The following is a 23,919-nucleotide window of genomic DNA, read 5'->3' as shown; positions in this document are numbered from 1 at the left end:
CACAGCGGCGTCACGGCAGCGGGCCCGCCCGGGCCACCGGCCGTCCGGCGGCGCGGGCCAGGCCGGCGAACGCGACCGCGTTCCGTACGGCCGCGCCGCCGGGATCGTTGTTGAAGTACACGTAGGCGTCCGGGACATCGCCCAGCCGGTCGAGCCAGCTCCGCAGCGCGCGTGCCCCGTAGCTCGGCCACGGCCGGGCGCCCCCCTCGTGGAACCGCAGGTACGCCCAGTCGGCGGTGCGCCACAGGGGGCCGTCCGGCCGCCCGAGGTGATCGGCCCAGCACAGCGCGGCTCCGGACGCGGCGAGCACACCGCGTACCTCCTCGGTCCACCACGAGTCGTGCCGCGGCTCCACCGCGATCCGCACCCCGGCGGGAAAGCGGCCCAGGCAGCGCCCGAGGCGTTCCGCGTCGGCGTGCATCGTCGGCGGCAACTGCAGCAGGATCGGGCCGAGCTTGCCGCCGAGCCCGGAGGCGACCCCCATCAGGCGTTCGACCGGCTCCTCCGGGTCCTTCAGCCGCTTGATGTGGGTGAGGAACCGGCTGGCCTTGACCGCCATCACGAAGTCGTCGGGGGTGCGATCGCGCCAGGCCTCGAACGTCTCCGGCTTCGGCAACCGGTAGAACGCGTTGTTGTTCTCGACGGTCGCGAACACCTCGCCGTACCGCTCCAGCCAGAGCCGCTGCGGCACCCCGGGATAGAGCACGTCACGCCAGTCGGCGTACTGCCATCCGGAGGTCCCGACGAACAGCGGCATACCGGTTCCCTACCCGGCGCGCAGCCGCGGAAAGTCGCCTCGCCGGCCGCGGGTCAGGTCGATCGCGGGGTCAGGAGGCCTCGAACGCTTCGGCGACCGCGGTCCTGGTCTCGTCCATCGACGTCCGGCCGGCCTCCCGGGCGATCGAGGTCATCTCGACATCCGGCATTCCGCACGGGATCGCGAGGTCCCACGGGGTCAGGTCGCCGTCGACGTTGAGGGCGAAACCGTGGCTGGTGACCGATCGGCTGGAGCGCATGCCGATGGAGACGATCTTCCGTCCGGTGCCCTGGGTCCAGACCCCGGTGAGCAGCTCCGATCCGGGCGGCGTGTCGCGGCGCTCGGCCGGCACGCCGAGCTTGCCCAGCGCCTCGACCAGGCGCGTCTCCACCTCGCGGATGTAGTCCACGACGCCCTCGTCGGCCCGCAGCTTCACGATCAGGTAGCCGACCAGCTGACCGGGACCGTGATAGGTGAGCTGCCCGCCCCTGCCCGTGGACACGACGGGGATGCCGTGCGTCGGGTCGGGCAGATGCTCCGCAGGCGTGCGCTTGCCGATCGTGAAGACCGCCGGATGGCTGAGCAGCCACAGCGTGTCGGGCCGCTCGTCATCCTGTCGTTCCCGGACCAGCGCGGCCATGCGTTCCATGGCCTTCTCGTAGTCGACCAGGTCGTCCTGGATCAGCGCCAGGGGCCGTTCCCGCATAATCACGTCACCTCTCCGATGCGAGCATATGCCGCCCGCCGGGAGGCGTTCGCCGGTGGTCGTCAGTAGTAGCCCGGCCGCGCCGGCTCCTTCGGCACCAGGACCCACATGATGAGGTAGATCACGAACTGTGGTCCCGGCAGGATGCACGAGAGCAGGAAGAGCAGCCGAACCGTCGTCGGCCGCATGCCGAACCGCTCCGCGATGCCGCCGCACACACCGGCGATCATCTTGTACCGTCTCGATCGGTACATCACCGAACTCCCTTCGTCACCCGCCCACCGTCACCCGGTCAACGAACCGTCATGACTACCCGGTTCCACCGGCGACCCTGAGGAAACCCCGAGAAAACCCTGAGTCCGCGCGGCGAAATCCACCGGTGATCTCCCAGTCGATTAGGGCATATAGGGGGAGACCGATCCGTCGATGGAGATTCACGTGGATATCTCGGCACTGCAGGGGCAGACCAGGCTGCTGCTCCGACAGAAGATCACCATGATGGTGAACCGGTACGTCGTCCATGTGGCCGGGCCGGGCGGCTCGGAAGGGCCGGTCGTGGCCTTCGCTGAACAGAAACGGATCGCGCTCAAAGAGCAGGTGACGCTCTACACCGACGAGTCCCGCGAACGGGTTCTCGCCGGCTTCAAGGCACGCAAGGTGATCGATCTGGCCAGCGGGTACGACGTGGTCGACGAGACCGGCGCGCCCATCGGCATGTTCCGCAAGGATTTCGGCCGGTCTCTGCTGCGCTCCACCTGGCATCTCCAGCAGCCCGGCCTGCCCACCTACCTGGGGCACGAGCGCAATCTGCCGGTCGCGCTGCTGCGCCGGTTCACCGACTCGCTGTCGTGGCTGCCGTACCACTTCGACTTCAGCGTCGGAGCCTCGATCGCGTTCTCCGTCGACCGCCGGTGGGGCCTGCGCGACCGCTACATGATCGAGATCCACGATCCCCGGCTCGACCGCCGGCTGGTCATCGCCATGGCCGTGGCCCTGGACGCGCTGCAGGCCCGCTGACGGGAGCCGTCAGGTGCCGATCGGATGCCAGACGGTCTTGGTCTCCAGGAAGGCGGCCATCCGATCGATGCCCTGCTCCGCCGTCCAGTCGATCGGGCCGACCGGCGGACGCAGCACCCGCTTGAGGTTCTCGGCCGCCAGCTCCTCGCAGGTCACCGCGAGATCCGGGGCCGCGCCGGTGAGATCGATCGCGTTCACGTCCATGTGACCTGCCAGCCACGGGGCGATCTCCGCCTGGAACCCGGTCAGCACGTTGACCACGCCGCCCGGCAGGTCGGAGGTGGCCAGCACCTCGGCCAGCGTGATCGCGGGCAGCGGGGCACGCTCGGAGGCGACCACCACGCACGTGTTGCCCGTAACGATCACCGGAGCGATCACGCTCACCAGACCGAGCAGGGGTGCCGCCGGCGGCGCCAGGATCGCGACCACCCCGGTCGGCTCCGGGCTCGACAGGTTGAAGTACGGCCCGGCGACCGGGTTGGCCGAGCCGAGGACCGCACCGATCTTGTCGGACCAGCCCGCGTACCACACCAGCCGGTCGACAGCGGCGTCCACCAGCTCGCCGGCCTTCTTGACCGCGACCCCGTCCGCACGCACCACCTCGGCGGCGAACTGGGCGCGGCGCCCCTCCAGCATCTCGGCGACGCGGTAGAGGATCTGCCCCCGGTTGTAGGCGGTGGCGCCCGACCATCCGGGGAACGCCCTGCGCGCCGCGGCCACCGCGTCCCTGGCGTCCTTGCGCGAGGCGCGGGCCGCGTTCGCCAGGAAGTCGCCCTTGGCCGAGGTCACGACATACGACCTTCCGCTCTCAGAACGCGGGAACGCGCCGCCGACGAACAGCTTGTACGTCTTACGCACGGCCAGCCGCTCACTCATGCCAGCTCCCAATCCAGATAGGCCGCCAGCCCGTGACGGCCTCCCTCGCGGCCGTAACCGGACTCCTTGTAACCGCCGAACGGCGAGGCGGGGTCGAATCGGTTGAACGTGTTGGACCACACGACACCGGCCCGGAGCCGGGACGCCGTCCACAGCATGAGCGACCCCTTCTCCGTCCAGACGCCGGCGGACAGTCCGTACGGCGTGTTGTTGGCCTTCTCGACGGCCTCTGCCGGGGTACGGAACGTCAGCACCGACAGCACCGGGCCGAAGATCTCCTCCCTGGCGATGCGGTGCGACTGGGCCACGCCGGTGAAGACGGTCGGCGGGAACCAGAACCCACGGTCCGGGAGCGGGCACGGCGGCGACCACCGCTCGGCGCCCTCGGACTCCCCGGCCGCGGAAAGCTCCCGGATCTTGGCGAGCTGGGCAGCCGAGTTGATCGCACCGATGTCCGTGTTCTTGTCGAGCGGGTCGCCGAGCCTGAGCGTGGCCAGCCGCCGCTTCAGCGCGTCCAGCAGCTCGCCCGCGATCGACTCCTGCACGAGCAGCCGCGACCCGGCGCAGCAGACGTGGCCCTGGTTGAAGAAGATGCCGTTGACGACGCCCTCGACCGCCTGGTCCAGCGCCGCGTCCTCGAAAACGATGTTGGCGGCCTTGCCGCCCAGCTCCAGGGTCAGCTTCTTGCGCGTCCCGGCCAGGGTCCTGGCGATCCGCCGGCCGACCTCGGTCGACCCGGTGAAGGCCACCTTGTCGACGCCGGGGTGTTCGACCAGCGCGGCTCCCGTGGCCCCGGCGCCGGTCACGATGTTGACCACGCCGGGCGGCAGATCCGCCTGCCGGCAGATCTCGGCGAATGCGAGCGCGGTCAGCGGGGTGGTCTCGGCGGGCTTGAGCACCACCGTGTTCCCGCAGGCCAGGGCGGGTGCGATCTTCCAGGCCAGCATGAGCAGCGGGAAGTTCCACGGGATGACCTGTCCGGCCACGCCGAGCGGCCTCGGGTCCGCCCCACCGTGCCCATGCGTCGGCCTCCGGCCGAACCCCGCGTACGCGAGCTTGTCGGCCCATCCGGCGTAGTAGAAGAAGTGAGCCGCGACCAGCGGCAGGTCCACGTCACGCGACTCCCTGATCGGCTTGCCGTTGTCCAGCGACTCCAGCACGGCCAGTTCCCGCGCCCGTTCCTGGATGATTCTGGCGATCCGGAAGATGTACTTGGCCCGCTCGGCGCCCGGCAGCGCCGACCAGGTGGTGAACGCCTCACGCGCGGCGCGGACGGCCCGGTCGACGTCGGCCTCGTTCGCCCAGCTGATCTCCGCGAGGGCCTCCTCGGTCGCCGGATTGATCGTCTTGTGGCGCTCATCCCCCTGCGACTCGACCCATTCGCCGTTGATGAACAGGCCGTACGACGGCCTGATGTCGACGATGTCCCGCGACTCCGGTGCGGGTGCGTACTCGAACATCACGTCAGCCTCTAGTCGAGTGTGAAGTAGTCGGGGCCGGCGTATCGGCCGGTGGCCATCTTCTGCCGCTGCATCAGCAGGTCGTTGAGCAGCGAAGAAGCGCCGAGCCTGAACAGGTCGGGGGTGAGCCGATCGGGGCCGGCTGTCTCGTTGACCAGCACCAGATATTTGATCGCGTCCTTTGTGGTACGGATGCCGCCGGCGGGCTTGACGCCGATCTTCCGCCCGGTCCGCCGGGCGAAGTCCCGTACGGCCTCCAGCATGATCAGTGTCACGGGCAGGGTCGCGGCCGGGGACACCTTGCCGGTCGAGGTCTTGATGAAGTCGGCTCCGGCGAGCATCGCGAGCCAGGACGCGCGCCGCACGTTGTCGTACGTCGCGAGCTCGCCGGTCTCCAGGATCACCTTCAGATGGGCGCCGTGCTCTTCCCGCGCGCCTCCGCCACCGTTTTCGTCCCGCACGCCTCCGGCGCCATTGTCGTCCCGCACGCCGCCGACACGACCGCACGCGGCCCTGACGGCGGCGATCTCCTCGAAGACCTTGAGGTAGTCGCCGGCGAGGAAGGCGCCACGGTCGATCACCATGTCGACCTCGGCCGCTCCGGCGGCGACCGCGAACCGGGTCTCCGCCACCTTCACCTCCAGCGACGAGCGCCCGCTGGGGAAGGCCGTCGCGACCGACGCCACCTTCACGTCGGTGCCCCGGAGCGCCTGTACGGCGGTCGCGACGAGATCGGGGTAGACGCAGACGGCGGCGACCGGCGGGACGGACGCGTCGGCCGGGTCGGGCCGTACGGCCTTGGCGCACATCGCCCTGACCTTGCCGGGGGTGTCCGCGCCTTCGAGCGTGGTCAGGTCGACCATGCGGACGGCCAGGTCGATGGCCTGCCGCTTGGCCGTGGTCTTGATCGATCGCGTGCCCAGCATCGCGGCCCGGGCGTCCGCGCCCACCCGGTCGACCCCGGGCAATCCGTGCAGGAACGCACGCAACGACGCGTTGGAGGTCGCGACCTCCGCGAGCGGAGTAGTCATAGTCGGCACGCTCCCAGCATCCCCGACGGGTCCGACGGAGTCCAAACTCACCCGAGCCGAGATCCGTCCGCCGTTTTTGGCAGGTCTGGCCGTCAGCGGCTCACCGGGTCGAACCGGAGATCCCGATTCCCGGCCGGTGACCGGCAGCGGCCGATCACGGGACGTACGCGGGCGTACCGTCGGCCGGCGACGCCCGCGATCTCGGACCGCCCACTCCGCCGGCACGCGGTACGTCTCCGCCCGCGATATGGCCGCACACCGGGCTCATGTGGCTACTCGACGCCAGGCCAGCTCGTAGACCGAATCACTCCTCCTCCCATACTTGGTGCTCGCTCGCGATGGCGGTCTCGTGACGGCCAGGTCGCTCAGCCGCCGGCAGGCCTGGTGAATCTCGCCGGCGTAGCCGTGATCGTCGCTCGCGACGAACAGAACACCGTCGCGGGCCAGGCGTGACGTGAACAGCGGGAGTGTGTCCGGCCGCAGAAGGCGGCGCCGGCTGTGTCTCCGTTTCGGCCAGGGGTCGGGGAACAGGACTTGAATCAGCTGCAGTGTCTCGGGAGCGACGAAAGGGAGGACTTCCATTATGTCGCCACGAACAATACGGACTCGCTGCGCCTGATCAGCCGGAAGGCTCAGCAGCAGCGAGGCCACTCCTGGGCGATAAATGTCAACCGCCAGGATACGCTCTGTGCAGGTCCGCGATATCAGATCGAGGGTGGACTCGCCGTTTCCGAAGCCGACGTCGATGATCTGTGGGGAGAATTCCGCCACGCTCTCCGCTTCCAGCCCGTATAACGGCCAGAGCCGCTCCAGGCCATCACGCTTGGCGGCAGACATCCGCGATCTGCCGGACGTCAGATATTGTCCGCTTTTCAATGTGTACAGCTCCCACCCTTCGGAGGCGCCGATCCGCTTATTTCGACATCTTCCGCGCCTTGTCCTCAGGTCGTCGCACGTACTCGTTGCCGATGACGGCGGCCGGCAGGCCGGGGGACGAAATTCGCCACCCAGGCTTGTTCGGCGGTTTCCACCGTGACATCGATTATGGCATCGATCAAGGACCGACTCGAAACGAACCAGGCGAGCATCATGATGGCGAAAGATATGAGGATCGCGTGAACATGCTCGATCGCCCTCACCCTGTCGAGCCCTTTCAGACCCTCCAGCATGAACCCGGGACGACAACGCCACGGAACGACGGCGATGGCTGGAACTTCTCGCGCCGGCGCGAGCCCCGGGCGTACACATCAAGGAACGTCGCATCCAGGACGGCGAGAGGCCGCCGCTCCACTCCGCATTCCACGATCTTCAGCAGGATTTCGAGAGAGATCGTCTATGGAGAGGTCATTCCGTGCTCCGGCCGTTCGCGGGTGTAACTCATCCGTCGATACAATACACTGGCCGGGAAAGCTCGACTTTGCGAATGTCGTTCTTCCCGCGCCGGGCGGTCCGCTCAGTGTGGGCGTCCCGACATCGGCGACGCTTCCGGCAGACCGGTCGCGGGCGCGGGCTCGCCGCGGTGCCGCATCGTCGGCCCCTTGCCATGGCACCGTCGTGAGCGGCTAAACTCGGGATACCCGAAGGGGAGTAGTCCCAAATCCACTGATCGACATACTGGCCCGGGCGTTCGCGCCCGTAATGCCCGGTCGTGGAGCCCATGCGGCGGACGAGACCTTCGGCCCGACAGTCATGTCCACCATGCTGCCGGGCCGGAGCCTGTCCCCGACTCCCACGGGTACGGAACCACGGCCCGGCCGCACCTACGGAAAGGCGGCCGGTGCAAGCCTTCTGGATCTCCCTCGTGGTCATCTTCGTGGCCGAGCTCGGCGACAAGAGCCAGCTCATGGCACTGACCTTCGCGACCAGGTTCAAACCGCTGCCGGTGCTGGCGGGCATCACGCTCGCGACGGCGGCGGTGCATCTCGCCAGTGTGGCCCTCGGCCGGGTGGTCGGCGACGCGCTGCCCACCACGACCATCTCCGTCGTCGCCGGGCTGGCGTTCCTCGGCTTCGCCGCCTGGACGCTCCGCGGCGACGAGCTCACCGAGGAGGAGTCGGCCAAGGCGGCGAGAACCAGGCGGAACGCGTTCTTCGCCGTCACCGTCGCGTTCTTCCTCAGCGAGCTCGGTGACAAGACCATGCTCGCGACGATCACCCTGGCCACCCAGCACGGCTGGCTCGGCACGTGGGTCGGCTCCACGATCGGCATGGTCGCCGCCGACGCGCTGGCCATCCTCGTCGGCCGCTGGCTCGGCGCCCATCTCCCCGAGAAGTGGATCAGGTACGGCGCGGCAGCGGCCTTCGCCGCCTTCGGCCTGCTTCTGCTGGCGGAACCCCTGCTGACATAGGTCGGTCCGGCAGACCGGGTCAACAGGCCGAATCCCCAGTCCGGCTTGACAGTCCAGCGCGGCAGTCCAGCGCGGCAGGCCGGCTCGACGGGCCGGCTCGACGGGCCGGCTCAGGTCAGGAGCGACAGACGGTGGGCGGCGGCCGCCGCCTCGGCCCGGGTGGAGACGCCCAGCTTCGGCAGGATGTTCGACACGTGGACGCTCACGGTCTTGGCCGAGATGAACAGCTCGGCCGCGATATCGCGGTTGCTCCGGCCGGCCGCGACCAGCCGGAGCACCTCGAGCTCACGCCGCGTCAGCGCCGCCGGGGTGGCGGTCCGCGCGGCCGGGGCGGCCCGCCGTACGGGGGCATCGTTCAGTTGGGCGCCGACACGGCGGGCGAGGGTCTCGATCCGGGTCACGAGCGGGGCGGCCCGCAGGGCCGTGGCGAGCGGATGCGCCTCGCGCAGCCGGGCCGACGCCCCCTCGCGATCACCTGATGCGGCGGCTCCGGCCGCCGCCTGCAGCAGCGCCTCGGCCCGGACGTACGGCCGCCCCATCCGCTGCCACGCCCGGGCTGCCGCGTCGAAATCACCGCGGTAGACAAGACGGAAGGCCTCGCTCACCGGACCGTTGCCTCCCATGACGGCCGCCAGCTCGTCGGCCCTGGCACGCAGCGCACCGGCCCGGCGGGCGTCGACGGGCTCGGCCGCGTCGCAGACGAGCCGGATCGAGGCGAACAGCCGCCAGCCCAGCATGGCCTTGCTCGACGGCGGCGGATCGACCAGCGTCCCCATCGCGGCTTCCAGCGCGTCCAGCGGTTCACCGCGCATCAGGTGCCAGGCGAGCAGCAAACGGGCGTTGTTCGTCCGCTCCTGGGCCCATTCGTCCCTCTGCGGGGTGAAGGCGCCGACCTCGGTGAGGAACTCCCGCGCGAGATCCTCCTCCCCTCGGGCGATGGCGATCTCCGCGTGCACCCGCAGCAGATGCCAGCGATTGCGCGGCGCCGAGCCCATCCTGATCGCGCCTTCGACGACCTGGATGGCCTCGTCCCAGCGGCCGAGCGAGGCCAGCGCCTCCGCCCGGTTGTTGGCGATGAACACCCCCTGATGGCGGTAGCGGCCGTACCGCCGGGCGAGCCTCTCCCCTTCGACGGCGAGCGCGACCGCCTCCTCCGACCGGCCGAGGTTGTCGAGCGCGTCCACGTTGTTGGCCAGCGCGCGCAGCACGATGCGGGGGGAGTCCAGCCGTTTCCCGATGGCCAGAGCACGTTCGTTGATCATGAACGTCGTCTCCATGTCTCCGGCCATGGAGTGACCGAGCGCCAGGTTGACCAGCAGGTCGGCCTCCTGGCATTCGTCGCCCATCTGCCGGGCGATGCGCAGCGCCTCATGGGTGACGGTCGCGCCCTCGACCCGCTCGTCGGCCGCCATGAGCACCGTGCCCAACCGGGTGAGCACGATGGCCCGGGCCTCGGTCGGCAGCGGGACCAGGCGCTCGGCATGGCGGAGGTCGTCGAGCGCGCCCGGCTTGCCCTTCTGAGTCTTGATGTTCGCCCGGCGCACCAGCAGTTCGGCCACCCGCTCGGGCGCGGTGTTCTCGTCGAGCTCGCGCAGCGCCGCCCGGACGAACTTCAAAGAGCGGTCCATGTCGCCGCTGACGTGTGCCGCCTCGGAGGCACGTTCCAGGATCGTCACATAGTCGACGCCGAGGCGCTCCGCGGCGTCCGGCACCTTGTCCCACAGGGTCAGCACGCGTTCGAGCAGCTGGATCTGCTCGGTGTACGCGAACGACATGGCGGCCTCTCCCGCCGCCTCCCAGGCCGAGATCAACGCCCACAGGTCGTCGCGCGCCGAGTACCAGTGATGGGCGATCTCGATGACCGCCCGGCCCGGCGGCACGAGCGAGCGGTCCCGCTCGATCTCTTCGGCGTACCGCGCGTGCATCCGGGCGTGCTCGCCCGGCAGCAGCTCGTCGTGGACGGCCTCACGGATGAGCGCGTGCCGGAACGCGTACGCTCCCCCGTCGGCGACCTGCAGGACGTTGGCCGCGATCGCGGGCCGCAGCGCGTCCTCGAGCTCGGTACCGGACAGCACGCTGACCGCTGCGAGCAGCGCGTGCCCCACCCGGACGCCCCCGGCGGCGGCCGTACGGAGCACCCGCTGGGTCTCCTCGGGCAGGCGCTCGATGGAGCCGAGGATCAGGTCGTGGAGCGAGTCGGGGACCGAGCAGTCGTCGCCGGAGTCGAGGATGGCCTCCACGAACAGCGGGATGCCGCCGCTGCGCTCGAAGACCGTGTCCACCCGGGCGAGTTCCGGGGTGACGCCGAGGATTCCGGCCATCTGCGCGGCGACCTCGTCCTGGGTGAAACGCGGCAGCTCGACGCGGACGACGCCGTCGACCCGGCCCAGCTCGGCGAGCACCGGCCGGAGGGGATGGGTGCGGTGCAGCTCGTCGGACCGGTAGGTCATGACCATGAGGACCGGCGAGGTCCTGAGGTTACGGCTGAGGAACGCGATCAGATCGCGGCTCGACCGGTCGGCCCAGTGGATGTCCTCGATGACGAGGACCACCGGCCGCCGCTCCGCTAGCCGTTCCAGCAGCATGAGGATCAGCTCGAAGAGCCGGGCACGGGCCGTCTCCGTCTCGCTGTCCCCGCTGGGCTCGCCGAACTCCGGCAGGAGGCGGGCCAGGTCACGGCCGGCCCCCTCCGGGAGGAGCGCGGCCACCTCGGCCGCGCTCGTCTCCCTGACGAGCTGGCGCAGCGCCGCGGTGAACGGGGCGTAGGCGAGGCCCTCGGCGGACAGTTCCACGCAGCCCCCGATCAGCACGTGGACGTCCACCTCGCCGGTCTGCTCGACGAAGCGGTTGATCAGCCGGGTCTTCCCGACACCGGCCTCGCCCCCGAGGAGCACCGCCGCCATGGCCTGCTTGCGGGCCTGGTCGAAGGCCTCCCCCAAGGCCTCCAGTTCCACTTCCCGCCCGACGAAGACAGGGCTCACTGCGCGGGACGTCATGACGTCCAGCATGTCACGCCGCCCACGGCATTTCGCCCGATTTTCTGGGGGTTCGCTCCACGCTCAACGGCACGTCAGAGCTTATTCAGGGGGGCCGCCAAGCCCGGCCGGGAGGGAGGGCCCGGCCGGGCCTTCGTACGCGGATCATGACGGGGAGAGCTCGCCGGAGTCGGCACGCGTACGGCGCCGCGCGCCGTCCGACCGCTTGTCCTCCTTCTTCGCGGCCCGCACCCGGCGGATGAGACGCTGCCGGGCCGCCTCCTCCCTCCGCTCGGCGGAGAGGCTCTTCATCAGCTCGTAGTGCAGTTCGGGACCCATGTGGTCTCTCCTCGCGTGTGTCATTCGTTTACACACTCAAGGCTCGGTCTAAGGCCCCTCCGGCCACATCGGGCGGATGCCCTATCTATCGCCGTGCATCGGCCCGTCCTGTGCCACAGGACTCCTAAGACACCCTCATGATTGCTTATCGGGTCTTACCCTGGCCTGATTCCGGCCTGGTCAGGGCCTGGTCAGGTGCTCGGTCCCTCAGAGGGAGACCCCCACCAGCACGGGTTCGTTCACGAGCACCACGCCGAACTTCTCGTGCACGCCGTCACGGACCTCCCTGGCCAGAGCCAGCAGGTCGCGGGTGGACGCCGTGGCCGTGGGGTTGGTGAGGGCCAGCGTGTGCTTGGTCGAGATGCGCACCGCGCCCTTTTCGTACCCCTTGGGGTACCCCGCGTTCTCGATCAGCCAGGCGGCCGGCACCTTGACCGAGCCCGAGCCGTCCGGCATCTCCCATCGGGGATGGCCGGGGGCGCGCGAAGCGAGGTCGGCGGCCCGCTCCGCGGTGAGGACGGGGTTGGTGAAGAACGATCCGGCGCTGCGGGTGTCCGGATCGGCGGGATCGAGCACCATGCCCTTGCCCCGGCGCAGGTCGAGCACGGCGGCGCGGGCCTGCGCCAGCGGCACCCGGTCGCCCGGCCGCACGCCGAGCCGTTCCGCCAGTTCCTTGTACGCGATCGGCCCCGACAGCTCTGACCTGTTCAGGGCATAGGTGACCGCCAGTACGACGTGCCGTCCCGGGTCGTCCTTGAACGCGCTGTGCCGGTAGGCGAAGCCGCACTCGGCGGGCGTCAGGTCACGTGTCCGCCCGGTCGTCCGGTCGTAGACGCGGACTCCGATGATCGTCTGAGCGACCTCCTGGCCGTACGCGCCGACATTCTGTATCGGCGTGGAGCCCACCCGGCCCGGGATCCCCGAGAGGCACTCGATCCCCGACCAGCCCTCGTCGACGCATCGGGCGACCAGGGCGTCCCAGTCCTCCCCCGCCTGCGCGGTGATCACGACCCGCTCGCCGTCCGCTCCGTCCCCGGCGACGTCGATCCCCTCGCTGGACACGTGTACGGCGAGGCCGTCGAATCCGTCATCGGAGACGACGAGATTGCTGCCGCCGCCGAGAACCAGCACGGCCTCGCCGTCGCGGTCGGCCCCGGCCACGACGCCGACGATCTCTTCCGGGGAACGGGCCTCCACGAAGGCTCGGGCGGGACCGCCCAATCGCAACGTCGTGTACGGCGCGAGCCGTACCTCTGCCAACCGGTCGGCCATGCGTCCTCTCAGCGGCTCCACATCGGGTTCTCTGGCACCGGCCGCACCGGCCGGACCCGCGTGACCAGGATATTGGCATCCTTCCCGGGAGCCGTACGGAACCTCAGCCCGAGCCGGATCCCGCGTCGGAGGCCGTACCCCCGCCCGTGCCCCCGCCCGTGCTCTCGTCCGGATCCGTTGCGGGGTCCACGTCCGAGTCCGCTACCGCCTCCGCTATCGATCTGTCGATCCTCGACGTGGCCGAACTGCCATCCCAGAGGAGTTGCGAGGCGACCATCGACTCCGTCCCTGACGGCGTCAGCGCGGTCTCGATCGTGCCGCCGGGGGCGATGTCACGCTTGCTCTCCGTGATCTCCCCCGGGCCGACCTCGTCCGCGGCCGCGCGGGCGGCCTCGGCCCGGGGCCGCGGCATCGCTCCGCCGGCAGCGTCACCGGCCCGGCCGGGCACCTGCTCCTGCTCGGCGACACCGGCGACGTCCGCGCTCTCCCGCTGCGAGACGACCGGGTCGTCGATGCGCGTCCCCGCGTCCTCCCGTCCGGGCCGGCCGTGTTCAGGCCGACCAGGTTCAGATCGATCGCGTTCTGGCCGGTCAGGGGTGCTGTTTCGCTCGCTCACGTCCCGACCGCTACCCACCATCACCCCACCCAATCGGGGGCATATGGGATGAGTCAGGCGAGTTGTACGACGGCGCGGGCCTTGGACATGACCCGGGAGCCGCCCGATCTCGCGGTGAGGACCACGATCACCCGGTTGTCGTCAAGCTTCTCCTCGATCCGGCCGCTGACCGTGATGGTGGCGCCCTCGTCGTCGTCCGGGACCACGACCATCGACGAGAAACGGACTCCGTAGTCCACCACAGCGCCCGGATCGCCCGCCCAGTCGGTGATGAAACGCCCGCCCTGGGCCATGGTGTACATGCCGTGGGCGATGACGTCGGGCAGCCCGACCGCCTTGGCCTGGCGCTCGTTCCAGTGGATGGGGTTGAAGTCGCCGGAGGCACCCGCGTACCGCACGAGGTCCACCCGGCGCACCGGGTAGTCGGCGGCCGGGATCTCCTGGCCGACCTCAACCTCGTCGTACCTGACCTTCGCCGTCCCGGGCCTTGCCGTCGCGGTCATGCCGCTCCCCCTCGCTCGACGATGATGTTGTAGGCCCGGCAGACCAGATCGCCCCCGCCCGTGGTGACCTCGCTGCACAGGGTCAGGAACTCGTTGCGGCCCACGCTGCGGATCTCGGTGATCGTGGTGGTGCAGTGCAGCTCGTCCCCCGCGTAGACGGGGCGTTCGTACTCGAACCGCTGCTCACCATGTACGACCATGGTGAAGTCGAGCCCGAGCTCCGGATCGCCGAACGCCTCACCCGCCTCCGACATGGTGAACACGATGGGGAAGGTCGGCGGTGCGACCACATCAGGGTGACCGGCCGCGACGGCGGCGTCCTTATGGTGATAAATCGGATTCTGGTCACCGATCGCGGCGGCGAACTCCGCGATCTTCACCCGGGATACCTCGTAGGGGGAGGACGCCTTGTACGCCCGCCCGACGAACTCACGGTTCAACGCCATCAGGCCCGTGCTCCTTCACGCTTCACCCCGAAGAGCTGTCGAGGCGACGGTAGCAGCCGATCCGCATCCATCCCGCGCAAGGACTCACCGGCCGACGCCCGCCGGATCGGGCGGAACCCGCCTGGACCATGAGGCGTGCGGGCAAGCCGGCACCTGCCGTGCGACCCCGGCGGGACAGCCGGGGCTCGCCGCTCGCCGAAACGGCACACGGAAGCCGGACGGCCGCCGAGCCGGACGGGCGCGCGTCCGAAGGGGTGCCGAGCCGGACGGATGCGCGTCCGAGGGATGCCGAGCCGGTCGGATGCGGACACGAAAACCGGCGTCCCGTACGGGAACGCCGGTCACGTCGGTCTGACTGGGCCGGAGCCGTCGACGCTATCGCGTCTCGCGGTGCGCCCGGTGCGTCTTGCAGTTCGGGCAGTACTTCTTCAGCTCAAGCCGATCCGGGTCGTTGCGCCGGTTCTTCCGCGTGATGTAGTTGCGGTGCTTGCACTCCTGGCAGGCCAGCGTGATCTTCGGCCTAACGTCTGTGGCAGCCACGTGGGAGTGCCTTTCTGCGTCTGGGACTACTGGACAACCCGAGCCGGAGCCGCATCGTGCGCGAAACCGGCGAGGGTAGTAGCGGAGGCCGGACTTGAACCGGCGACACAGCGATTATGAGCCGCTTGCTCTGCCTGACTGAGCTACTCCGCCTGGACCGGCGAACTGAACCGGCCACGCAAGGATACCTGACCAGCACGTTCATTCGCGTACATGGACCGGACCCCGCCAAGCCGAAAGCCCCATCCGAGAACGCCCGGACAGGACTCTTCAGCCAGAGCCCCCAAACGGAATCGAACCGTTGACCTTCTCCTTACCATGGAGACGCTCTGCCGACTGAGCTATAGGGGCAGGCCGCCTGCGCTCTCGGCTGGCGGACAGGTGTAACTGTACACGCCGACGACCGACGACGCGAATTCGATCTCAGGCTCGTCGTACGGCCGCCGCCGGCATCAGCCGACCGGGCTTTCCGGCGTGGGGATGACACCCGTGAGGTCCGCCTGTTTCCGCAGGTCAGCTGGCACGTCTGCGGTGATTTCATATCGGGTGAAATAGCCCTTGCCGCGCACCGGCACCACGCCGCTGAGCGTCACCGTCGCGTCGTACGGCGTGTCGGCGCACCCGGGCAGGCACCACGACCCGCTGAGCCTGCCCTTCCCGGCGGCCCTTGTGGGACCCCAGCTGTGCCAGGTCACCCCGTTCAACGCGGTGAACTCGGAGACCACCAGGTCCGTCGGCCGCCGATCGGCCCTGCCCTGCTCGGCGTCATGGAGATTCAGCACGTAGACCGGGGTTTCGGGGACGGCGTCCGGGCCTTCAGAACCGGTCGAACCGCAGGCGGCGGCACCGAGAAGGGCCGCGCTCACGAGGACCACGCCGAGACGGATGTCCGCGGGAAGGACACGATGCGGATCCCGCACGGGCGGGTGCGCCAAGGGCGCGTCGATCGGATGCATGGAGTCCCCCTCGCGAGTCTGGTGCCCAGACGCTGGAAGGGATGCTCCGGCTATCGGGCGGCGGTCCGCACGTCTGCGTCCCGTCCCGGAAACGAGAACAGCTCGCACAGGTCGGCGAGGTCGACGTGGCGTGCGACCTCCTCGACGGACAGGCAGTCGGCGACGAGCCTGCCGTGGCGGCGGACGCGCAGGACCTGCCGGCCGCCTACACGCGCCGGCACGATCTCATACCCGTCGGGTCCCACCCATCGGCTGCTCACGGCAGAACAAGCTATCGTGTTTTCCCACCCTTATCCGGCAATGACACAGGTCTTAGCGGTGTCTCCGCCGAACGCTCGTCAGTCCCCCGTAGCGGTGGCAGACGGGCGGGTCCGTCAGCGCGTGCCCCCCACCCCAGGAGTACGGGAAGCGGTCACGGTTCTCGTACCCGATGCCGGCCGCCCGGTCAGTTCGTGATCGAGGGGCGTGGAAGCCACGGGCCGGCCCGAGCACAATCATCACCATGACGCCCCATCTTTGGACAGACAAGATAAATCCCGCAAATCCCGACATTAGCCTTTTTGAGTAGTTCACGGGTGAGTTCGGCGAGGGCCTTTACCTTCCAGAATCGACGCTGCGAGGGAAAGGCGTTACTCTCAGTAAGACAGAGCTTGTCCCGCGCTTGTCGCAGCGACGATGGCGCGCGGCCGAGAGTGCTTGACAAATGCTGCCCGTCGTGACCGCGGTCCCGAGTGGAAATCTCCGCGTACCGCAGGGCATGCTTTACCGGGCACCACCTACGTCGTCGGTGCCCTGTTCGACGATGACAGCGCGTTCGACGCGTCCACGGCAAGGAGAACGAAAGGAACCACCGTGGAGACGTGGACGGTAAACACACCTGATCACACCCGCTGGGCGGTGATGGGGCTGCGCGGGGAGCTGGATCTGCATGCGGCGGGCGAGCTCCGCGAGCCGCTGCTCGAACTGGTCACGGCCCGCGGTCCCTGGCTCGCCCTCGACGTGAGCGAGCTCTATTTCATCGACACCACCGGCGTGGGGCTGCTCGTGCGGCTCATGCACAACCTGCGTGAGAAGCAGGGCGACCTCGCGCTCATCGGGCCGCGCGGACAGGTTCTGCGCATCCTGCGCTGGACCAACCTCACCCGGCTGTTCCCCGTGTTCGACTCGGTCGCCGACGTGCTGGCCGATGCCTCTGCCCACTGACGCCCACCCATCAATCAGCAAATCGGATAAATCGGAAGACATGTAATTTTCACTCCCTGTCACAGCGTTGTCGCTGGCTGCCGATTAGTTTTGACCCTTTACTAACTCGTCCTGTGTCGCCGGAAGTCATGCCCTGCTTATCGTCCCGAGCATGAAGATGCGAGTGATCACGGCGAGCCTGGCAATGCTCGGCTCGGTCGCGGCGTCGCTCGTGATCGGCCAGGCGGCACGGGCCGACACGACGATCTGCGAAAAGTACGGCTCGACCACAATCCAGGGCGGCAAGTACGTCGTCATGAACAACAACTGGGGTGATGACACCCAGCAGTGCATCAACGTCACGAGCACCGGATTCCAGGTGACGCAGGCGTCGCACAACAAGGCGCAGAACGGCGCCCCCGGCTCCTACCCCGCGGTTTACGCCGGTTGCCACTACGCCAACTGCTCCAGCGGCAGCGGCCTGCCGATGGCGGTGACCGACAGCCGGTTCAACAGCGTGCAGACGAGCGTCAGCATGACGTACTCGGGCTCGGGCGTCTATGACGCGGCCTACGACATCTGGTTCGACCCGACCGCGCGCAGAGACGGCCAGAACACCGGCGCCGAGCTCATGGTCTGGCTGAACCACACCGGCTCGATCCAGCCCGTCGGCTCGAAGGTCGGCACGGTCAACCTCGCCGGCGGCACGTGGGACGTCTGGTACGGCAACTCCGGCTGGAACGTCATCTCCTACGTCCGGACCTCCCCGGTCAACTCCATCAACTTCGCCGTACGGACCTTCTTCGACGACATGGTGAACCGGGGTTACGCCCAGCGGTCGTGGTACCTGACCAGCGTGCAGGCCGGGTTCGAGCCCTGGGTCGGCGGCACCGGGCTGGCCGTGAACAACTTCTCCTACAGCGTGGGCGGAACCGTGCCGCCGCCGGACCCGACCCCGACCCCGACGCCCACAGCGACCGGCGGCACCGGCGCCTGCCAGGTCGCCTACAGCAAGAACGAGTGGCAGGACGGCTTCACGGCCAACATCACGGTCAACAACACCGGATCGGGCACCATCAACGGCTGGACCCTCGGCTTCAACTTCCCCAACGGTCAGAAGGTGACCTCCGCCTGGAACGCCGACGTCACGCAGAGCGGGTCCTCCGTGACCGCACGGAACCTGTCGTACAACGGTTCGATCCCGCCGGGCGGCAACACGTCGTTCGGCTTCCAGGGCAGCTGGAGCGGATCGAACGGCAACCCGACCGGCTTCACGCTCAACGGCACGCCCTGCTCCACCGCCTGATGACCCCGGCCTGACGAGCACCGCCCGATGAGCACCGCCCGATGAACCTCGTCTGACGAGCGCCGTCGAGCACCGTCCGACGGCCCCGAAGACGTCGTAATCCCGAAGGGCCGGCCTCGATCACCACCGAGGCCGGTCCTTACGCTTCTCCTCACCGGAGGACCCGCCGGCCGACCTGCCCAGGCGGAACGGGCTGGCCGTCGTGACGGTCACCCACGATCTCGCCACGCTCTCGATGGTGGATACCGTGGCCGACCAGGACCGACGCGATTGCCGGCGGTAGATCAAGCGCATTCAGCTCCAACGACTACAGCGGCACCAACACCGGGGCCAACCGCGTCGATCTGTGCGTGGTGACGCTGCTGCGTGCCATCCTCGGGGCGGATTCGGGCAAGGCCGCGCGCTGCTCCCGCCGGAATCAATCGTCATCGAATTCGATGTGCAGACTGCTCGAATAGCTCCGGCCGGAGTTCTCGGACTCCCGGCCCCAGGACGGAGCCTCGCCCTCGATGAAGACCTCGACCGCGCTGAACTCGTATCCGTCCTGTGGCCGGGCCTCCCAGGTGAAGCGCACACGCCGGCCGGGAGACAGCGACCGATAGCCCTGCCCGAGCTGGGCGATCGTGGAGAAATGGGCGAAGACGTCGGATGGAAGGTCAGGCGACCTCAGGACTCCCCAGCCCTCCTCGTCGTACCAGGAGACGACCATCCCGCGCGTCATAAGTCCATGATCTCACCCGCTCACCCGGGAAACCGTGGCCCAAGGGGAGCGGTGGGAACCCGCCTATTCGAGATCTATCGATCATGATCAGGCAATTCCAGTTCGCGTATACGCACGGATCACCTACCTCACGTCGTGCCGACTGGCAGCGAGTGCGTCTGGTACCGCTCGCACGATGGCTCTTGTGACCTGATTCCACGCATATCGGTGGACCGGCGACAGACAGCGACTCAGGGTGGCCTACGGCTGCATAAGCCCGGAAAGCAGAAGAGGCCCCGGAGGGCCTCTGAGCTGCTGCTTCGCTGGTGGCAGGTCCAGGGTTCGAACCTGGGTAGGCTGAGCCGACGGTTTTACAGACCGCTCCCTTTGGCCGCTCGGGCAACCTGCCTCGTCATCCGCTCGCGCGGCGACAGGTAGAAGAATAGCGGACTTCCAGGGTGCACGTGACACGCATTGTCCCTGGATGCGACTCGGGCGACCGGTGAGCCCACATCGGCCCACGTGACCGCGTACCGCAGGTCATAGTGGCATGGTGATCAGATGGGCGCGGGACGAGGACCTCGCAGGACTGGCGGATCTTGAGCGCGCTGCGGACACGATGTTCGCCGACATCGGCATCGTCTTTCCGCCCGGGACGACGATGATCGAGGAATGCGACGATGCCGGGCGGGTCATCGTCGCCGGACGGCCTCCGGTGGGGTTCGCCATGCTCGGTCGGGTCGACGACTGCGTGCACCTCGACCAGCTCGCCGTACATCCGGATCATGGCCGTCAGGGCATCGGAACCCTGCTGCTCGACGCCGTGTGCGATGCCGCGGCCGTTCTCGCGCCGGCCGTGACACTGACGACCTTCCGGGATGTGCCGTGGAACGCGCCCTGGTACGCCGGCCGCGGCTTCGCCGTACCGCCTCCGGAGCGGTGGGGGCCCGAGCCGGCGGCGCTGGTCGAGCACGAGCGGGCGATCGGGATCGGGCAGGCGCCCCGTGTTGTGATGCGCAAAGACCTCTCACCATACGAAGACCACTAATGTCAGAGGCAACGGAGAGAGGACACTGACACCGATGGCCGACAGCAGTTTCGACGTGGTCAGCAAGATCGACCGGCAGGAGGTCGACAACGCTCTGAATCAGACGGTCAAGGAGGTTGGGCACCGCTTCGACTTCAGGGGCACCGGCGCGAGCATCTCCTGGTCCGGGCAGAAGGATATTGAGATCAAGGCGAACAGCGAGGAGCGGGCGAACGCCGTACTCGACGTCTTCAAGGAGAAGATCATCAGGCGCGGGCTGTCGCTCAAGACCCTTGACGCGGGTGAGCCGAAGCTCTCCGGCAAGGAGTACCGCCTGATGGTCGCCCTCAAGGAGGGCATCGACCAGGACAACGCCAAGAAGATCTCAAAGATCATCCGGGACGAGGGGCCCCGGGGCGTGAAGGCTCAGATCCAGGGCGAGGAGCTCAGGGTCAGCTCCAAGAAGAAGGACGATCTCCAGGAGGTGATCGCCCTGCTCAAGGGCAAGGACCTCGACATCGCCCTCCAGTTCACCAACTACCGCTGACGCTCCGGTCGCCGAGGCCCTGACCTCTGGGTCAGGGCCTTTTCTCTACCCCGGATTCGATCACTCCGGCTACGTTGGGGGTGTCGATCGGAGACGACGGGAGGAGGCGACGGGATGCCGGAGCCACCGGACGCGGCGGGGGCCGAGGAGCACGCGGCGTTCTTCGAGGTCGAGCACGAGTTGGGCGTCCTCTTCCGGCGCGCGCACGCGCTCTCCGCTCACATGGGGCACAGGACGCACCCCGAGTTGGAGCCCGGGGCGTACGGACTGCTCGTCCGCATCGACCGGGCGGCACCCGTACGGCCCAGCGATCTCGCGGCCTACCTCGGCGTCGGCAAGGCGACGATCAGCCGCCAGGTGAAGATGCTCGATGAGCTGGGTCTGGTCGACCGGAAACCCGACCCGCTCGACCGGCGTGCCCATCTGCTGGTCCTCACCGAGGAGGGCCGGCAGCGGCTCGGACGTGCCCGGGGCGCCCGCCGGCAGCGGCTTCACATGCTGCTCGCCGCCTGGCCGGAGGAGGACGTACGGCTGCTCGCCAGGATGCTTCGGCGGTTCAACGCCCTCACGGAAACGATGACGACGGCGACCCGGCGGGTCTGACGGCCACGTAAAGAACAGGCCGGTAAAAAGACAACAGGCAAGCCCCGTTAGGCGTGTGTTACCACTTCCTCCCCAACCAGGAGCCAAGCTGTCATCTCAGGTCCTCTACACTGCGCCTACTACGCAGTACGGCTCGCACCAAAAACTGAGGAGGCCGCGTGGCTCCCTGGTCCACTCATCGGAAAACGGCGGGAATCGGCGCGTTCGCGCTGGCGACGGCCCTCCTGATCTCCTCCTGTGGCGGAGAGTCCACCTCGACCACCGACGCGACGGGATCGGCCGCTCCTTCGGCGGCGGCGGGTGTCCAACTGGTCAGCTCCGGCAAGCTCACGACCTGCACGAACGTCCCCTATGAGCCGTTCCAGTTCAACGACGAGAACGGCAAGGTCGTCGGGTTCGACGTGGACATCGTGGACCTCGTCGCCAAGAAGCTGGGCGTTGAGCAGGCCATCGTCGACATCGACTTCGCCGCGATCAAGAGCGGTGCGGCGATGAACGCCGGCAAGTGCGACGTCGCCGCTGCCGGCATGACCATCACCGACGAGCGCAAGCAGAACATCGACTTCTCCGTGCCCTACTTCGACTCCACCCAGGCGTTGATGGCGAAGAAGGGCAGCGGGGTCACCTCGCTCGACGACGTCAAGGCCAAGGGCCTCAAGCTGGGCGCCCAGGCGTCCACGACCGGCCTCATGTACGCCAAGGACAACGGCTTCGACCCGGTCGAGTTCGCCGACTCGCCCAAGGAGTTGAACGGCCTGCAGGCCGGACGCGTCGATGTGATCATTCAGGACCTCCCCGTCGTGCTGACCTGGCTGAAGAAGTCGGACATCGGGGAGAAGTTCGAGATGGTCGCCAGCCTCGACACCGGTGAGCAGTACGGCATCGGCATGAAGAAGGGCAACACCGAGCTCGTCAAGGTCGTCGACGAGGTCATCGAGGCCGCCAAGGCCGACGGAACGTACAACGAGATCTACAAGAAGTGGTTCGGCACCGAGCCCCCCACCTCGTCGTGAATTCCGTGAGTGAGCAGCAGGCGCCCCTCCCCGCCAGGGGAGGGCTCAGCCCGCGCAAAAGGCAGCAGATCGGGCGGGGCGCGCAGTACGCCGTACTGATCATCATGGTGATCGCCCTCGTTCTGGTGGCCGACTGGGGGTCGATCCGCCAGAACTTCCTCAACGGCGACGTCGCGGGCAAGGGTCTGCCCGACCTGTTCACGGTGGCGTTGAAGAACACCGTGATCTACACGATCTGCGGATACATCCTCGGCTTCGTGCTCGGGTTGCTGCTGGCACTGATGCGGCTGTCGTCGGTCGCGCCGTACCGGTGGATCGCGGCCGGTTACGTTGAGATCTTCCGCGGTCTGCCGGCCCTGGTCATCTTCCTTATGATCATCAACCTGCCGATCGCCTTCCCGGGGTTCGAGGTCCCCGGAGACGTGTACGGCCAGGCGGCGCTCGGCCTCGGTCTCGTCTCGGCCGCCTACATGGCCGAGACGTTCCGGGCGGGTCTGCAGGCCGTCCCGAAGGGGCAGATGGAGGCGGCACGCTCGCTCGGCATGCCGTACATGCGGGCGATGATCTCGATCATCATTCCGCAGGCCGTCCGGATCGTGATCCCGCCGCTCACCAACGAACTGGTGCTGCTGTTCAAGGACAGCTCGCTGGTGCTGTTCCTCGGAGTCACGGCGAGCCAGGTGGAGCTCGCCAAGTTCGGCAACGACCAGGCCTCCACATACGCCAGCCCCACCCCGATCTTCGTGGCCGGCGTGACCTACCTGCTGATCACTATCCCGCTGGGCTACGTCGCCAGGCGGCTGGAGGCGCGTCAGGGGGCGGGCAGATAGATGAGCACGGTCGAGATCAAGGACCTGCACAAGTCGTTCGGCGATCTGGAGGTGCTCAAGGGCATCGACTTCACCGTCGAGAGCGGTCAGGTGGTCTGCGTCATCGGACCGTCCGGGTCGGGCAAGTCGACGCTCCTGCGCTGCGTCAACCTCCTCGAACAGCCGACCTCCGGCAAAGTGGTCGTCGAGGGGATCGAGCTGACCGACCCCGACGTGAACATCGACGCCGCACGGCGGCGGCTCGGCATGGTGTTCCAGCAGTTCAACCTGTTCCCGCACCTCACCGTGCTGCGCAACATCACGATCGCGCAGGAGCGGGTGCTGAAGCGCAGGCGCGCCGAGGCCGAGCGGGTCGCCAGGGAGAACCTGGAGAAGGTGGGCCTGCTGGAGAAGGCCGACGCCTATCCGGCCCAGTTGTCCGGCGGTCAGCAGCAGCGGGTGGCGATCGCCCGGGCCCTGGCCATGAACCCGTCCCTGATGCTCTTCGACGAGCCGACCTCGGCGCTCGACCCCGAGCTCGTCGGCGACGTGCTCGGGGTCATGCGCAAGCTCGCCGAGGACGGCATGACCATGCTGGTCGTCACCCACGAAATGGCGTTCGCCCGTGAGGTCGCCGACCGCGTGGTGTTCATGGACCAGGGCGTGATCGTCGAGGACGGCCCGCCCGCGCAGGTCATCGGCGACCCTCAGCACGAGCGGACCCGCGAGTTCCTGCGTCGCGTCCTCCACCCGGGAGACTGAGTCGCCGGCGACGTGATGCCGGCTCATGCATGGAACGATGCCTACGATCCGGACGACTCCCGGCGGACCAGGTCGCATCGATCAGGCAAGCCGTACGGGTGCGATGATGTGCGGGGCGCGTCAGCGGCC

The 23,919-nt window shown here is 68.4% G+C and carries 29 protein-coding genes and 3 tRNA genes; 11 read left to right on the top strand and 21 right to left on the bottom strand.

The genetic code is table 11. The features are described from left to right. Window positions 1-10: 10 nt before the first annotated feature. The 3 genes from ACQP1K_RS03355 to ACQP1K_RS03345 all read right to left on the bottom strand — a co-directional run bounded on the left by ACQP1K_RS03355 (window position 11) and on the right by ACQP1K_RS03345 (window position 1,717). Window positions 11-757, bottom strand: coding sequence for a DUF72 domain-containing protein (locus ACQP1K_RS03355; protein WP_433499400.1), 747 nt, complete (start codon window positions 755-757; stop codon window positions 11-13). A 70-nt stretch (window positions 758-827) separates the two neighbouring features. Next, the gene (lipB, locus tag ACQP1K_RS03350) at window positions 828-1,463 is read right to left on the bottom strand and encodes a lipoyl(octanoyl) transferase LipB (RefSeq protein ID WP_433499399.1); all 636 of its coding nucleotides are present in this window, start codon (window positions 1,461-1,463) and stop codon (window positions 828-830) included. A 62-nt stretch (window positions 1,464-1,525) separates the two neighbouring features. Then, on the bottom strand, window positions 1,526-1,717 hold the full coding sequence (locus ACQP1K_RS03345) for a PspC domain-containing protein (protein WP_433499398.1): 192 nt from the start codon (window positions 1,715-1,717) through the stop codon (window positions 1,526-1,528). Window positions 1,718-1,901: 184 nt separating this feature from the next. Here ACQP1K_RS03345 and ACQP1K_RS03340 point away from each other — a divergent pair, with 184 nt between their 5' ends. Then, complete coding sequence (locus ACQP1K_RS03340; RefSeq protein WP_433499397.1) at window positions 1,902-2,480, top strand: hypothetical protein; 579 nt, start codon at window positions 1,902-1,904, stop codon at window positions 2,478-2,480. A gap of 9 nt (window positions 2,481-2,489) precedes the next feature. On the opposite strand, the gene ACQP1K_RS03335 is transcribed toward ACQP1K_RS03340, so the two are convergent. The 5 genes from ACQP1K_RS03335 to ACQP1K_RS03315 form a co-directional block, all read right to left on the bottom strand. Continuing rightward, window positions 2,490-3,356 carry an aldehyde dehydrogenase family protein gene (locus tag ACQP1K_RS03335; protein WP_433499396.1) on the bottom strand — a complete coding sequence of 289 codons (867 nt, stop codon included), beginning with the start codon at window positions 3,354-3,356 and terminating at the stop codon, window positions 2,490-2,492. Beyond that, on the bottom strand, window positions 3,353-4,819 hold the full coding sequence (locus ACQP1K_RS03330) for an aldehyde dehydrogenase family protein (protein ID WP_433499395.1): 1,467 nt from the start codon (window positions 4,817-4,819) through the stop codon (window positions 3,353-3,355). Before ACQP1K_RS03330 ends, ACQP1K_RS03335 begins: the two co-directional genes overlap by 4 nt. 8 nt (window positions 4,820-4,827) lie before the next feature. After that, window positions 4,828-5,847 carry a 2-deoxyribose-5-phosphate aldolase gene (gene deoC, locus ACQP1K_RS03325; protein WP_433499394.1) on the bottom strand — a complete coding sequence of 340 codons (1,020 nt, stop codon included), beginning with the start codon at window positions 5,845-5,847 and terminating at the stop codon, window positions 4,828-4,830. Window positions 5,848-6,111: 264 nt separating this feature from the next. Next, window positions 6,112-6,684, bottom strand: coding sequence for a tRNA (guanine(46)-N(7))-methyltransferase TrmB (gene trmB / locus ACQP1K_RS03320; RefSeq protein ID WP_433499393.1), 573 nt, complete (start codon window positions 6,682-6,684; stop codon window positions 6,112-6,114). A gap of 104 nt (window positions 6,685-6,788) precedes the next feature. Then, complete coding sequence (locus tag ACQP1K_RS03315; RefSeq protein WP_433499392.1) at window positions 6,789-7,016, bottom strand: hypothetical protein; 228 nt, start codon at window positions 7,014-7,016, stop codon at window positions 6,789-6,791. 608 nt (window positions 7,017-7,624) lie between these two features. Here ACQP1K_RS03315 and ACQP1K_RS03310 point away from each other — a divergent pair. Next, window positions 7,625-8,194, top strand: a complete 570-nt coding sequence (locus tag ACQP1K_RS03310) for a TMEM165/GDT1 family protein (protein ID WP_433499391.1) — start codon at window positions 7,625-7,627, stop codon at window positions 8,192-8,194. Window positions 8,195-8,304: 110 nt separating this feature from the next. Here ACQP1K_RS03310 and ACQP1K_RS03305 read toward each other — a convergent pair whose 3' ends face one another. The 11 genes from ACQP1K_RS03305 to ACQP1K_RS03255 form a co-directional block, all read right to left on the bottom strand. Next, on the bottom strand, window positions 8,305-11,190 hold the full coding sequence (locus ACQP1K_RS03305) for a helix-turn-helix transcriptional regulator (RefSeq protein ID WP_433499390.1): 2,886 nt from the start codon (window positions 11,188-11,190) through the stop codon (window positions 8,305-8,307). A 144-nt stretch (window positions 11,191-11,334) separates the two neighbouring features. Beyond that, window positions 11,335-11,508, bottom strand: a complete 174-nt coding sequence (locus tag ACQP1K_RS03300; RefSeq protein WP_433499389.1) for a hypothetical protein — start codon at window positions 11,506-11,508, stop codon at window positions 11,335-11,337. Window positions 11,509-11,715: 207 nt separating this feature from the next. Further along, on the bottom strand, window positions 11,716-12,780 hold the full coding sequence (locus ACQP1K_RS03295) for a UDP-N-acetylmuramate dehydrogenase (protein WP_433499388.1): 1,065 nt from the start codon (window positions 12,778-12,780) through the stop codon (window positions 11,716-11,718). A gap of 103 nt (window positions 12,781-12,883) precedes the next feature. Further along, the gene (locus ACQP1K_RS03290) at window positions 12,884-13,396 is read right to left on the bottom strand and encodes a hypothetical protein (protein WP_433499387.1); all 513 of its coding nucleotides are present in this window, start codon (window positions 13,394-13,396) and stop codon (window positions 12,884-12,886) included. A gap of 53 nt (window positions 13,397-13,449) precedes the next feature. Further along, window positions 13,450-13,899, bottom strand: coding sequence for a MaoC family dehydratase (locus ACQP1K_RS03285; protein WP_433499386.1), 450 nt, complete (start codon window positions 13,897-13,899; stop codon window positions 13,450-13,452). Next, window positions 13,896-14,345 carry an FAS1-like dehydratase domain-containing protein gene (locus ACQP1K_RS03280; protein WP_433499385.1) on the bottom strand — a complete coding sequence of 150 codons (450 nt, stop codon included), beginning with the start codon at window positions 14,343-14,345 and terminating at the stop codon, window positions 13,896-13,898. Before ACQP1K_RS03280 ends, ACQP1K_RS03285 begins: the two co-directional genes overlap by 4 nt. Window positions 14,346-14,720: 375 nt before the next feature. After that, entirely contained in the window at window positions 14,721-14,885 is a 165-nt protein-coding gene (gene rpmG, locus ACQP1K_RS03275) for a 50S ribosomal protein L33 (RefSeq protein ID WP_036325591.1), read from the bottom strand. A 79-nt stretch (window positions 14,886-14,964) separates the two neighbouring features. Next, window positions 14,965-15,038: transfer RNA gene (locus tag ACQP1K_RS03270), tRNA-Met, on the bottom strand. Window positions 15,039-15,163: 125 nt separating this feature from the next. Continuing rightward, a tRNA-Thr gene (locus tag ACQP1K_RS03265) sits at window positions 15,164-15,236 on the bottom strand. 101 nt (window positions 15,237-15,337) lie between these two features. Continuing rightward, a complete protein-coding gene (locus tag ACQP1K_RS03260; RefSeq protein ID WP_433499384.1) occupies window positions 15,338-15,841 on the bottom strand; it encodes a hypothetical protein in 504 nt (167 codons plus the stop codon). 50 nt (window positions 15,842-15,891) lie between these two features. Then, window positions 15,892-16,101 (bottom strand): transposase, encoded by a 210-nt coding sequence (locus ACQP1K_RS03255; protein WP_433499383.1) that lies wholly within the window; start codon window positions 16,099-16,101, stop codon window positions 15,892-15,894. Window positions 16,102-16,693: 592 nt separating this feature from the next. On the opposite strand from ACQP1K_RS03255, the gene ACQP1K_RS03250 reads away from it, so the two are divergent. The 3 genes from ACQP1K_RS03250 to ACQP1K_RS03240 all read left to right on the top strand — a co-directional run bounded on the left by ACQP1K_RS03250 (window position 16,694) and on the right by ACQP1K_RS03240 (window position 18,787). Beyond that, window positions 16,694-17,044, top strand: a complete 351-nt coding sequence (locus tag ACQP1K_RS03250) for an STAS domain-containing protein (protein ID WP_433499382.1) — start codon at window positions 16,694-16,696, stop codon at window positions 17,042-17,044. A gap of 151 nt (window positions 17,045-17,195) precedes the next feature. Continuing rightward, a complete protein-coding gene (locus tag ACQP1K_RS03245; protein WP_433499381.1) occupies window positions 17,196-18,329 on the top strand; it encodes a GH12 family glycosyl hydrolase domain-containing protein in 1,134 nt (377 codons plus the stop codon). Window positions 18,330-18,547: 218 nt separating this feature from the next. Beyond that, entirely contained in the window at window positions 18,548-18,787 is a 240-nt protein-coding gene (locus ACQP1K_RS03240) for a hypothetical protein (protein ID WP_433501470.1), read from the top strand. On the opposite strand, the gene ACQP1K_RS03235 is transcribed toward ACQP1K_RS03240, so the two are convergent. After that, the gene (locus ACQP1K_RS03235; protein ID WP_433499380.1) at window positions 18,748-19,050 is read right to left on the bottom strand and encodes a cold-shock protein; all 303 of its coding nucleotides are present in this window, start codon (window positions 19,048-19,050) and stop codon (window positions 18,748-18,750) included. The two genes, ACQP1K_RS03240 and ACQP1K_RS03235, sit on opposite strands and share 40 nt — an antisense overlap. 303 nt (window positions 19,051-19,353) lie before the next feature. Then, window positions 19,354-19,438 (bottom strand) — tRNA-Tyr (locus tag ACQP1K_RS03230). A gap of 141 nt (window positions 19,439-19,579) precedes the next feature. Between ACQP1K_RS03230 and ACQP1K_RS03225 the strand changes: the two genes are divergently transcribed. From ACQP1K_RS03225 to ACQP1K_RS03200, 6 genes are all read left to right on the top strand, one after another. Continuing rightward, entirely contained in the window at window positions 19,580-20,077 is a 498-nt protein-coding gene (locus ACQP1K_RS03225; protein WP_433499379.1) for a GNAT family N-acetyltransferase, read from the top strand. Between the two features lie 34 nt (window positions 20,078-20,111). After that, window positions 20,112-20,603, top strand: coding sequence for a YajQ family cyclic di-GMP-binding protein (locus tag ACQP1K_RS03220; RefSeq protein ID WP_433499378.1), 492 nt, complete (start codon window positions 20,112-20,114; stop codon window positions 20,601-20,603). 114 nt (window positions 20,604-20,717) lie between these two features. Further along, on the top strand, window positions 20,718-21,206 hold the full coding sequence (locus tag ACQP1K_RS03215; RefSeq protein WP_433499377.1) for a MarR family winged helix-turn-helix transcriptional regulator: 489 nt from the start codon (window positions 20,718-20,720) through the stop codon (window positions 21,204-21,206). Window positions 21,207-21,364: 158 nt separating this feature from the next. Next, window positions 21,365-22,219, top strand: coding sequence for a substrate-binding periplasmic protein (locus tag ACQP1K_RS03210; RefSeq protein WP_433499376.1), 855 nt, complete (start codon window positions 21,365-21,367; stop codon window positions 22,217-22,219). Window positions 22,220-22,224: 5 nt separating this feature from the next. Continuing rightward, window positions 22,225-23,049 (top strand): amino acid ABC transporter permease, encoded by an 825-nt coding sequence (locus ACQP1K_RS03205; protein WP_433499375.1) that lies wholly within the window; start codon window positions 22,225-22,227, stop codon window positions 23,047-23,049. Then, the gene (locus tag ACQP1K_RS03200) at window positions 23,050-23,790 is read left to right on the top strand and encodes an amino acid ABC transporter ATP-binding protein (protein WP_433499374.1); all 741 of its coding nucleotides are present in this window, start codon (window positions 23,050-23,052) and stop codon (window positions 23,788-23,790) included. Window positions 23,791-23,919: the final 129 nt, after the last annotated feature.

Source organism: Sphaerimonospora sp. CA-214678 (genome assembly GCF_050942215.1).
GTDB lineage: Bacteria > Actinomycetota > Actinomycetes > Streptosporangiales > Streptosporangiaceae > Sphaerimonospora.
Note: the sequence above shows the minus strand (reverse complement) of the source record. Positions and strands in the feature narration are given on the sequence as shown.

Coding starts and splice junctions, on each gene's coding strand:
- ACQP1K_RS03285 (WP_433499386.1), bottom strand. CDS start 13,899: ATGACCGCGACGGCAAGGCCCGGGACGGCGAAGGTCAGGTACGACGAG.
- ACQP1K_RS03295 (WP_433499388.1), bottom strand. CDS start 12,780: ATGGCCGACCGGTTGGCAGAGGTACGGCTCGCGCCGTACACGACGTTG.
- ACQP1K_RS03345 (WP_433499398.1), bottom strand. CDS start 1,717: ATGTACCGATCGAGACGGTACAAGATGATCGCCGGTGTGTGCGGCGGC.
- ACQP1K_RS03305 (WP_433499390.1), bottom strand. CDS start 11,190: ATGACGTCCCGCGCAGTGAGCCCTGTCTTCGTCGGGCGGGAAGTGGAA.
- ACQP1K_RS03315 (WP_433499392.1), bottom strand. CDS start 7,016: ATGCTGGAGGGTCTGAAAGGGCTCGACAGGGTGAGGGCGATCGAGCAT.
- trmB (WP_433499393.1), bottom strand. CDS start 6,684: ATGTCTGCCGCCAAGCGTGATGGCCTGGAGCGGCTCTGGCCGTTATAC.
- ACQP1K_RS03215 (WP_433499377.1), top strand. CDS start 20,718: ATGCCGGAGCCACCGGACGCGGCGGGGGCCGAGGAGCACGCGGCGTTC.
- ACQP1K_RS03300 (WP_433499389.1), bottom strand. CDS start 11,508: ATGGGTCCCGAACTGCACTACGAGCTGATGAAGAGCCTCTCCGCCGAG.
- ACQP1K_RS03200 (WP_433499374.1), top strand. CDS start 23,050: ATGAGCACGGTCGAGATCAAGGACCTGCACAAGTCGTTCGGCGATCTG.
- ACQP1K_RS03335 (WP_433499396.1), bottom strand. CDS start 3,356: ATGAGTGAGCGGCTGGCCGTGCGTAAGACGTACAAGCTGTTCGTCGGC.
- ACQP1K_RS03355 (WP_433499400.1), bottom strand. CDS start 757: ATGCCGCTGTTCGTCGGGACCTCCGGATGGCAGTACGCCGACTGGCGT.
- ACQP1K_RS03225 (WP_433499379.1), top strand. CDS start 19,580: ATGGTGATCAGATGGGCGCGGGACGAGGACCTCGCAGGACTGGCGGAT.
- lipB (WP_433499399.1), bottom strand. CDS start 1,463: ATGCGGGAACGGCCCCTGGCGCTGATCCAGGACGACCTGGTCGACTAC.
- ACQP1K_RS03260 (WP_433499384.1), bottom strand. CDS start 15,841: ATGCATCCGATCGACGCGCCCTTGGCGCACCCGCCCGTGCGGGATCCG.
- ACQP1K_RS03280 (WP_433499385.1), bottom strand. CDS start 14,345: ATGGCGTTGAACCGTGAGTTCGTCGGGCGGGCGTACAAGGCGTCCTCC.
- ACQP1K_RS03220 (WP_433499378.1), top strand. CDS start 20,112: ATGGCCGACAGCAGTTTCGACGTGGTCAGCAAGATCGACCGGCAGGAG.
- ACQP1K_RS03245 (WP_433499381.1), top strand. CDS start 17,196: ATGAAGATGCGAGTGATCACGGCGAGCCTGGCAATGCTCGGCTCGGTC.
- deoC (WP_433499394.1), bottom strand. CDS start 5,847: ATGACTACTCCGCTCGCGGAGGTCGCGACCTCCAACGCGTCGTTGCGT.
- ACQP1K_RS03235 (WP_433499380.1), bottom strand. CDS start 19,050: ATGACGCGCGGGATGGTCGTCTCCTGGTACGACGAGGAGGGCTGGGGA.